The following is an 8626-nucleotide window of genomic DNA, read 5'->3' as shown; positions in this document are numbered from 1 at the left end:
GAGGGGTCTGTCGCGAGCGAGCGCCCGGGCGTCTCCGCGGAGGTGCCCGCAGCGGGTGAGCGCCCGGCCGCGTCGGCGGAAGGTCCTGCCGCGGACGAGCAGCCTGCCGTCCCGGAGCAGGTCGCCCCGCGCCGCCCGCGCCCCAGCCCGGAACGCCGCGCCGCCGCCCGAGCCCGGGCCTGATCCGCTCCGCGGCGACGGGCCGCTCGTGATCGTTCTCGTGGCAGGCGGGCGCATCCGGGCGGTGCTGTCACCCTCGGAGCGATCGCGGGGTGTCGGTGGGTGCGCGGGTCGTGAGCGCACGGGTGTGAGCGCACGGGTGTGAGCGCACGGGTGTGAGCGCACGTTTCGTGCTCTCAGCGCTGTCCCCACCGCGCTGAGAGCACGCAACCACCGATCTTGCCGCGCTGAGAGCACGAAACGTGCAAAGGCCGGCCGCTCGCGCGACGGCTCAGCGGGGGCGGCGGATGCCCGGGCGTCGGCGGCCCCGGGCGTTCCAGCACGGCAGGTGCCAGTGGCGGCGCTCCTCCACCGTGCCGTACTCCCCCGCGGGCCAGGTCACCACGTGTCCCACGCCCGCCGGGATCGTCTGGTCGCAGCCGGGGCAGCGGTAGTCCTTCACCGACGAGCCGCCGGGGACGTGGCGGACCGCCCACTCGCCGTCGGGCCCCTCCTCGGAGCGCGTCACGATCCCGGAGGACAGGGGTGCGGACGCGGGACGACCCCGCCCCCTCTCGGCGTTGTTGCGTGGGGGGCGGGGTCGGCGCCCGCGTGCCATGAGGACTCGCTACCGGGTGTAGTCCCGGAAGCCCTGGCCGGTCTTGCGGCCGAGGCGGCCCGCGGTCACCAGGTGCTCGAGCAGCGGCGCCGGGGAGAACCCGGACTCGCGGAACTCCTGGTAGAGCGACCGCTCGATCGCGAGCGACACGTCCAGACCCACCACGTCGAGCAGCTCGAACGGGCCCATCGGCAGCGCACAGCCCGTCTTCATGGCGGCGTCGATGTCGTCGGCCGTGGCGTAGTGCGCCTCCAGCATCTTCACGGCGTCGTTCAGGTAGGGGAACAGCAGCGCGTTGACGATGAAACCGGCCCGGTCGCCGCAGGAGACCGGCACCTTCTTGATCTTCTGGCACAGGTCCAGCGCGGTGGCCGCGACATCGGGCGCCGTGCCGATCGTGGAGACGACCTCGACGAGCTTCATGACCGGCGCCGGGTTGAAGAAGTGCAGGCCGATCACGTCGCCGGGCCGCGTGGTGGCGGCGGCGCACTCCACGACCGGCAGCGACGACGTGGTGGTCGCGAGGATCGCGCCCGGCTTGCAGATGTCGTCCAGCGCGCCGAACACGGCCCGCTTGACCTCGAGCTCCTCGGCGATCGCCTCGACGACGAGGTCGGCGTCGGCGAAGTCCTCGAGCGACGTCGTGCCGGTGATCCGGCCCAGCGTGGCGTCCCGGTCGGACTCGGCGAGCTTGCCGCGCACCACGGCCTTCTCGAGCGCCTTGCGGATCCCGGCGATCGACGCCGCGACCTTCGAGTCGCTGCGGCCGCGCACCACGACGTCGAACCCGGACTGGGCGAAGACCTGCACGATCCCGCTGGCCATGGTGCCCGTGCCGACCACGCCGACGCGCTGGACCTCGCGCACCGAGACGTCCTCGGGGACGACCGAGCCGGGGGTCTCCGCGTCGGGCACGACCTTGGAGCTGTGTGCCTTCTCGTAGGTGTAGAAGCCGCGGCCGCTCTTCCGGCCCAGCAGCCCGGCGGTGATCATCTGCTTGAACACCGGAGCCGGCGCGTGCATGAGGTTGCGCGACTGCGCGTACATCGTCTCGAGGATCTCGTACGCGGTGTCGAGGCCGATGAGGTCCAGCAGCGACAGCGGGCCCATCGGGTAGCCGCAGCCGTAGCGCATGGCGGCGTCGAGGTCCTCGCGCGAGGCGTAGCGCGACTCGTACATCCGCGCCGCGTGGTTGAGGTACCCGAAGAGCAGCGCGTTCGCGATGAAGCCCGCGCGGTCGCCGATCACGACCGGCACCTTGTCCAGCGTGGCGGCGAAGTCCTTGAGGTCCTCGATGACGTCCGCCTCGGTGACGACGGTCCGCACCAGCTCGACCAGCTTCTGCACCGGCGCCGGGTTGAAGAAGTGCATCCCGACGACCTTGCCCGGGCGCGCGGTGCGCACCGACAGCTCGGTCACCGACAGCGACGACGTGTTCGACGCCAGGATCGTCTCCGGTCCGACGTGCTTGTCCACCTCGGCGAACACGCTCGCCTTGAGGTCCAGGGACTCCGGGACGGCCTCGACGACGAGGTCGCAGGGCGCCAGGTCGGCGAGCGAGGTCGTGGTGGTGATCCGGCCGAGCAGCTCGGCGGCCTGCTCGTCGGTCATCTTGCCGCGCTCGATCGCGCGCTTCGTGGAGGTCTCCAGGTGCGCCTTCCCGCGCTCCACGGCGTCCGCGTTCACCTCGGCGGCGATCACGTCGAGGCCGTTGCGAGCGAACACCTCCACGATGCCCGCACCCATGGTGCCCAGGCCGACCACACCGACCGTCCGGAACTCGCGTGCCACGCCGAAACCTCCTCGTTGCAGACTCCGAACAGTCTCTCATCCGGGCCTGCGTGGTAACCCACGCATGAGGTCGGGAACACCCCTCCGAAGGAAGGGGTCTACCGGCCGTGACGTGCCTTGACCAGCCCCACCATCGTGCGCATGTTCGCCGCGGTGCGGCGGAAGCTCGTGACCGGCACGGGGAGGGCGAACCGCTGCCGCGCGACGGCCTGGGCTCGGGTGAACTCGCGCAGCCCGTCCTCGCCGTGGATCCGTCCGAACCCCGAGTCCCCCACACCCCCGAACGGCAGCGCCGGGATGCCCGCGAACGAGATCACGCCGTTGACGCTGACCATCCCGCAGCGCAGCGACTCGGCGAGCTGCTCCCCGTCCTTCGAGAAGACGGACGCACCCAGCCCGTACCCGGTCGCGTTGGCCCGCCGGACCGCCTCCGCCGCGTCGGGCACCCGGTTGACGACGATCACCGGCCCGAACGTCTCCTCGGTCACCGCCGACGAGTCCTCCGGGACGTCCAGGAGCACGACCGGCTCCACCACCGATCCCCTGATCGACTCCTGCCCGCCGACGACCGCGCGCCCGCCGCGCGCCACCGCGTCCGCGACGTGCCTGCGCACGATCTCGCTCTGCGACGCCATCGTCATCGGCCCGAAGTCCGTGCCCGCCGTGAGCCCGCGGGCCTTCGCGACCACCTGCGCGGTGAACTCGTCGGCCACCGACTCCACGACGTAGACGCGCTCCACGCCCACACACGTCTGCCCCGCGTTCGCCATCCCGCCCCAGACCGCGGCGTCGGCGGCGGCCTCGAGGTCGGCCGAGGCGTCGACGATCAGCGCGTCCTTGCCGCCGCACTCGATCAGCACCGGAGTCAGGGTCTCGGCGCACGCGGCCATCACCCGCCTGCCCGTCCCGGTGGAGCCGGTGAACGCGATCTTCCCGACGCCCGCGCGGCACAGCGCCGCCCCCGTCTCGCCGAACCCGGTCACGACCTCGACCAGGTCCCGCTCGGGGACGGCGTCCCGCAGCGTCGAGGCGAGGACCGCTCCGACGCCGGGGGTCAGCTCACTCGGCTTGAACACCACGGCGTTGCCCGCGGCCAGCGCGTAGGAGATCGACCCCATCGGCGTGAACACGGGGTAGTTCCAGGGCCCGATCACCCCGACGACGCCGAGCGGCGCGTACCGCAGCGTCGCCGCCTGGTTGGCGCCGAGCATCCCCGACGCGACCTTCCGACGTCCGAGGGTCCTCTCGGCGTGCTTGGCGGCCCAGTCGAGGTGGTCGACGGCGAGGACCAGCTCGAGGCGGGCGTCGTCGAGCGGCTTGCCGGTCTCGGCGGCGATCACCTCGGCGACCTCGTCCAACCGGTTGACCAGCACCTTCTTCCAGTCCAGCAGCCGGGTCCGCCGACCGGCGAACCCGAGCCCCCGCCACCACCGCGCCGCCTCCTCCGCCCGCCCCACGGCGGCCCGCACGTCGGCCTCGGAGTGCACGGGATGGCTCCCGACCACCTCGCCCGTCCGCGGGTCGAGGGAGTCGAAGGTGGTCTCGCCGACGGCACTGACGACGGGGCTGCTGGTCATCCCCCGAGCCTAGGCGCGGACCCCCGGCCCGCGCGGGCCGCGCGCGGCCCGCTGGGGCTCGCGACCCGGTGAGGCTCGCGACCCGGTGAGGCTGTGGGTCGCGAGCGGCCACCCGGTCAGTCCGTCGGGGTGATCTGAACGCCCTTCCAGCTCTGGTAGCCGTCGATCGCGGGCGGGTCGGAGATCGACTTGTCCTTCGCCACCACGCTCGGGGTCGTGTAGAGCGAGACCGTCGAGCCGTTCTCGTACCCCGCCTGCGCCGCCGCCTGCAGCTTCGCCTGGTAGTCCGGCGCGTCGATCGGGGTGGCCCGCACGACCTTGAGCGCCTCCTGGAACTGCGGCGAGGTGTAGGGGGAGCTGAGGTTCAGCACGCCGCCCGCGTCGTAGTGCTCGGTGAGCGCCTGCACGTGCGAGTCCCGCCCGACGTAGCCGAACAGGGACGCGGCGAACTGCTTGCCGTAGTAGCCCTTGCCCCAGTTGGCCTGGTCGAGAAGCGTGATGTTCGCCGTGATCCCGACGGCCTTGAGCTGGCCCTGCAGCACCTCGGCCGCCTGGTCGAAGTTCCCGGCGATGCCGTTGAGGTCGAAGGTCACGGCGCCGTCGGCGTACCCCGCCTTCGCCAGGATGTCCCGGGCCTTCGCCGGGTCGTAGGAGTACTCGCCGTCCAGGCCCGAGACGTAGGCCGGGTGCCCCTCGGGGAACGGCTGGTGCGCGGGCGAGGCCAGGCCGAAGCCCAGCTTGGTGGCGAACTCGTCGGGGTTGACCGCGTACCGGACGGCCTCACGCACCGCGGGGTCGGTGAACGGCGCCTTGTTCACGTTGAGGCTCAGGAAGCTCGAGCTCCACTGCCGGTCGGTGCCCGCCAGGACGTCGAACCCGGCCTCCTCCGCCTCCCCCGCCTGCTGCGGGTCCAGCTGCGCCCAGTTGTAGACCCCGGACTGCAGGCCCGCCACCAGCGTCGACGCGTCGATCCCGAAGTTGATCTCGATCCGGTTCACCTTGATGTTCGCCGCGTCCCAGTAGCCGTCCCACTTCTCCAGGACGATCTTCGACTCCGGGTCGAGCGAGGCCACCTTGAACGGCCCCGCGCCCACCGGCGCCGCCGTGTTCAACCGGCCGGGGTCCGCCGCCGCCGTCCTGCTCGGCAGCATGCCGCCGCGCACCGCCAGCAGGTAGGGGATCTGGTAGTCCTGCTGGCCGAGGTCGAGCCGGACGATGAGCGGGTCGACGACAGTCGCGGTCTTGACGTTGTTGTACGACCCCTTCAGCGCCGAGTTCTCCTGCGTCTTGATCCGCTCGATGTTGAACTTCACCGCCTCCGCGTCCACCGGGGAGCCGTCCTGGAAGGTCAGGCCCGGCTTCAGCGTGATCGTGATCTGGTCGCCGGTGGCGTTGTACTCGTAGCCCGACGCGAGTGCGGGCACGACGTGGCGCTCCCCGTCGATCGTGAACAGCGACTCGTAGATCGGGGTCAGCAGGATCGTCGCGGAGGTCGACCCCGTGACGATCGGGTCCCAGTTCGCCTGGATCTGCTTGGTCCCCCACTTGATCGTGGAGTCCGCCGCGGCCCCGCCGGAGGAGGACCCTCCGCAGCCGGCGAGGACCAGCCCGACCACCGCTGTCAGGGCGGCCACCACGGCGGCCCTGGACCGCCTGCTGAGGAATCTCATGACTCTCCGATGAGGGAAGGGACGCGGTGCGCGGGTCGCCAGCCGAGCGCCGGGGCGACCTCGGTGGCGATCAGCTCCAGCGCCCGGATCGCGGCGTCCTGGTCCGGTACCGCCGGGTTGAACTGGGTGATCAGGTCGGTCGCGACCGGCAGCACCCGCTCGCGCTGGAGCTCGGCGACGATCTCGTCCGGGTGTCCGTAGAAGGAGTGGAACCGCCGGAGCGCCTCGTCGACGCCGAGCCCGGCGGGGAAGCCCCCGTGCGCGCCGAAGCGCTGTGCCGCGCGGAGCACGTCGTCACCGATCTGGGCGAGGGCGGTGCGCCGGTCCGCGGCGGGGTAGACGAACCGGGACAGCCCGATGCGAGGTGCCCGCGGCCCCTTCCAGGCGGCCAGGTAGGCGTCGGCCCAGGGCCGCTGCACCTCGTCCGTCGGGGCGTCGTAGCCGTAGGTGGCGCGGTTGAGCAGCAGCTGCGAGCCGCCCGCCGCCGCGAACTCGGCGCCGGGGCCGCTGAACACGCCCTGCCAGATGCGGTCGGAGAAGTCCGCGGCGGGCGGCTGCACGGTGAAGCCGGCGGCGCCGACCTCCTCGTTCGCCAGCGCCGCGCGCAGGACCGCGAGGTTCGCGGTGGTCAGCTCCCGCTTCCGGGCGACGTCGCGCCCGAAGGCCGCGTACTCGACGTCGTTGTACCCGCTGCCGACCCCGATCTCGACCCGTCCGCCGCTGAGCGTGTCGACGACCGACACGTCCTCGGCCAGCCGGATCGGGTCCTCCAAGGGCAGGATCGTGACGGCGGTGGCCAGCCTGATCCGCGTGGTGCGGGCGGCCGCGTGCGCCAGGAAGGGCCACGGCGAGGACAGGCCCCCGCCCCCGGCGGAGACGTGGTGCTGGGCCACCCAGCCGACGTCGAAGCCCAGCTCGTCGGCCACGACGAAGAGCTCCTGCGCGTTGCGGTAGGCCTGCGCCGCCCCGTCGCGCCCCTGCACGTGGGTGAGGAAGCCCAGCCGGAACCGCGGGGCGGCACCGTCCACGCCGGTCACCGGGCGTCCACCAGGGTGCGGGCGCGGGTGTGGCGGTTCTCCGGGAACGGCAGGCCGAGGTTGCCCCGCAGCGTGTCCGACTCGTACGCCGTGCGGAACAGCCCGCGCCGCTGCAGCTCCGGAACCACGGCGTCGACGAACCACGCCAGGTCCTCGTCGTTGCGGAACGCCAGGTTGATGCCGTCGAACGCGCCCGCCTCGAACCAGCGCACGATGCTGTCGGCCACGGTCGCGGGCGACCCGAGGAACGGGGGCTCCGGGCGTTCGGCGAACGCCTCGGCGACCTGGCGCAGCGTGAGTCCCTCGCCCTCGGCCCGCGCGATGATCGCCGCGGCCCCGGTCCGTCCGCCGTTCGCCGCGAGGTGGGCGACGTCCGGGAAGGGCGCGTCGAGGTCGTAGCGGCTGAAGTCGTGGGCGCCGAACGCCCGGCCCAGCAGGGCGAGGCTGCGGTCGAAGTCGCGGTCTTCCTCATCGATCTCCCGGGCCCGCCGCCGGGCCGCCTCGTCCGTGGCCCGGACGACCGGTGATCCGTTGATCAGGACCGTGACGTGGTCCGGCTCCCGGCCCGCCGCGGCGATGCGCCGCTTGATGTCGGCGTAGTAGGCGCGGGACTCGTCGAACGTGCCGCCGGGGGCGAAGATGCCCTCCGCCACCTGCGCCGCGAGCGTCCGGCCCTCCTCCGACACGCCGGCCTGGAAGATCACCGGCCTGCCCTGCGGCGAGCGCGAGAGGTTGAGCGGCCCCGCGACCCGGAAGTGCTCGCCGACGTGGTTGAGCGCGTGCAGCTTGTCGGGGTCGACGAACACCCCGCGCTCGACGTCCGCGGGGAACGCGTCGTCCTCGTAGGAGTCCCACAGGCCCTGCACGACCTGCACCGACTCCAGCGCCCGCCCGTAGCGGGTCGGGTAGTCGAGGTGCTCGTCGAGCCCGTAGTTGCGGCTGGTGCCGGTGTCGAAGCTGGTGACGACGTTCCATCCGGCCCGGCCGCGGCTGATGTGGTCGAGCGAGGCGAACCGCCGGGCCAGGTTGAACGGCGAGTTGTACGTCGAGCTCAGGGTGCCGACCAGGCCGAGGTGCGTGGTGTGCGTGGCGACCGCCGAGAGCAGGGTCAGCGGCTCGAGCCGGTTGAGGTAGTGCGCCGGGTAGGTCGCGTTGATGAACTGGCTGTCGACGATGAAGAGCGCGTCGAACAACGCGCTCTCGGCGGTCTTCGCCAGCCGGATGTAGTAGTCGATGTCGATGCTGGCGTCCTTGGCCACGCTCGGGTCCTTCCACAACCCGTGCTGCCCGGGACCGCCCACCCCGTAGGGGTGCAGGGCCAGGTGGATCCTGCGGCTCATCCGATTCCTCCGTGGTCGTCGTCGCTCAGGCCGGGACCGGTCGGGCCTGGTTCTGGGCCTGCGTCCGGTCTCTGACCAGCTCGACGTGGGCGATCTCCGGCAGCCCCGCGCGCAGCCGCTCCAGGAACAGCACGATGGTCGCGGCGGCCGTGCGGTGGCTCTGGTCGTTGAGGGCGTCGTGGCGGCCGCCGACGAGGGACACGAGCTCGGCCTCGCCGAGTCGGGCGTACCAGTCCCGCACGGCGCCCACGGGGACGAGCGGGTCGGCCGTGCCGTGCAGCCCCAGCACCGGGACCCCGATCCGCTCCGGCACAGCCACCGGGTCCCATCCCGACGGCACGGGCTCGGCGAGTGCGCCCCGCCGGACGTTCCCGTCGAGGACGCCGAGGTGCACCGGGCAGGCGGTCCGCGCGTCCAGCTCCTCCCGCCAGCT

At 72.5% G+C, this 8626-nt stretch carries 8 protein-coding genes; 1 reads left to right on the top strand and 7 read right to left on the bottom strand.

Translation table 11 applies throughout. The features are described from left to right. Nucleotides 1-183: hypothetical protein (locus H5J29_RS34305; RefSeq protein ID WP_220187318.1), on the top strand; the 183-nt coding region annotated here is incomplete at its 5' end. A 268-nt stretch (nt 184-451) separates the two neighbouring features. Here H5J29_RS34305 and H5J29_RS12450 read toward each other — a convergent pair. The 7 genes from H5J29_RS12450 to H5J29_RS12420 form a co-directional block, all read right to left on the bottom strand. Then, nucleotides 452-688 carry an Rv1322 family protein gene (locus tag H5J29_RS12450; RefSeq protein ID WP_376768523.1) on the bottom strand — a complete coding sequence of 79 codons (237 nt, stop codon included), beginning with the start codon at nt 686-688 and terminating at the stop codon, nt 452-454. 99 nt (nt 689-787) lie between these two features. Further along, the gene (locus H5J29_RS12445; RefSeq protein WP_181781094.1) at nt 788-2569 is read right to left on the bottom strand and encodes a 3-hydroxyacyl-CoA dehydrogenase family protein; all 1782 of its coding nucleotides are present in this window, start codon (nt 2567-2569) and stop codon (nt 788-790) included. 98 nt (nt 2570-2667) lie between these two features. After that, complete coding sequence (locus tag H5J29_RS12440; RefSeq protein ID WP_181781093.1) at nt 2668-4146, bottom strand: aldehyde dehydrogenase family protein; 1479 nt, start codon at nt 4144-4146, stop codon at nt 2668-2670. Between the two features lie 116 nt (nt 4147-4262). Further along, on the bottom strand, nt 4263-5816 hold the full coding sequence (locus H5J29_RS12435; RefSeq protein WP_181781092.1) for an ABC transporter substrate-binding protein: 1554 nt from the start codon (nt 5814-5816) through the stop codon (nt 4263-4265). Then, nucleotides 5813-6853 (bottom strand): LLM class flavin-dependent oxidoreductase, encoded by a 1041-nt coding sequence (locus H5J29_RS12430; protein ID WP_220187317.1) that lies wholly within the window; start codon nt 6851-6853, stop codon nt 5813-5815. The genes H5J29_RS12435 and H5J29_RS12430 overlap by 4 nt, the downstream gene beginning before the upstream one ends. Beyond that, complete coding sequence (locus H5J29_RS12425) at nt 6850-8193, bottom strand: LLM class flavin-dependent oxidoreductase (RefSeq protein ID WP_181781091.1); 1344 nt, start codon at nt 8191-8193, stop codon at nt 6850-6852. The genes H5J29_RS12430 and H5J29_RS12425 overlap by 4 nt, the downstream gene beginning before the upstream one ends. Nucleotides 8194-8218: 25 nt before the next feature. Beyond that, a partial coding sequence (locus H5J29_RS12420; protein WP_220187316.1) for an alpha/beta hydrolase occupies nt 8219-8626 on the bottom strand: 408 nt, incomplete at its 5' end.

Source organism: Pseudonocardia pini, from assembly GCF_013870575.1.
In the GTDB taxonomy this organism is placed as follows: Bacteria; Actinomycetota; Actinomycetes; order Mycobacteriales; family Pseudonocardiaceae; genus Pseudonocardia; species Pseudonocardia pini.
This window is presented reverse-complemented; position numbering and strand designations above follow the sequence as displayed.

Coding starts and splice junctions, on each gene's coding strand:
- H5J29_RS12440 (WP_181781093.1), bottom strand. CDS start 4,146: ATGACCAGCAGCCCCGTCGTCAGTGCCGTCGGCGAGACCACCTTCGAC.
- H5J29_RS12435 (WP_181781092.1), bottom strand. CDS start 5,816: ATGAGATTCCTCAGCAGGCGGTCCAGGGCCGCCGTGGTGGCCGCCCTG.
- H5J29_RS12425 (WP_181781091.1), bottom strand. CDS start 8,193: ATGAGCCGCAGGATCCACCTGGCCCTGCACCCCTACGGGGTGGGCGGT.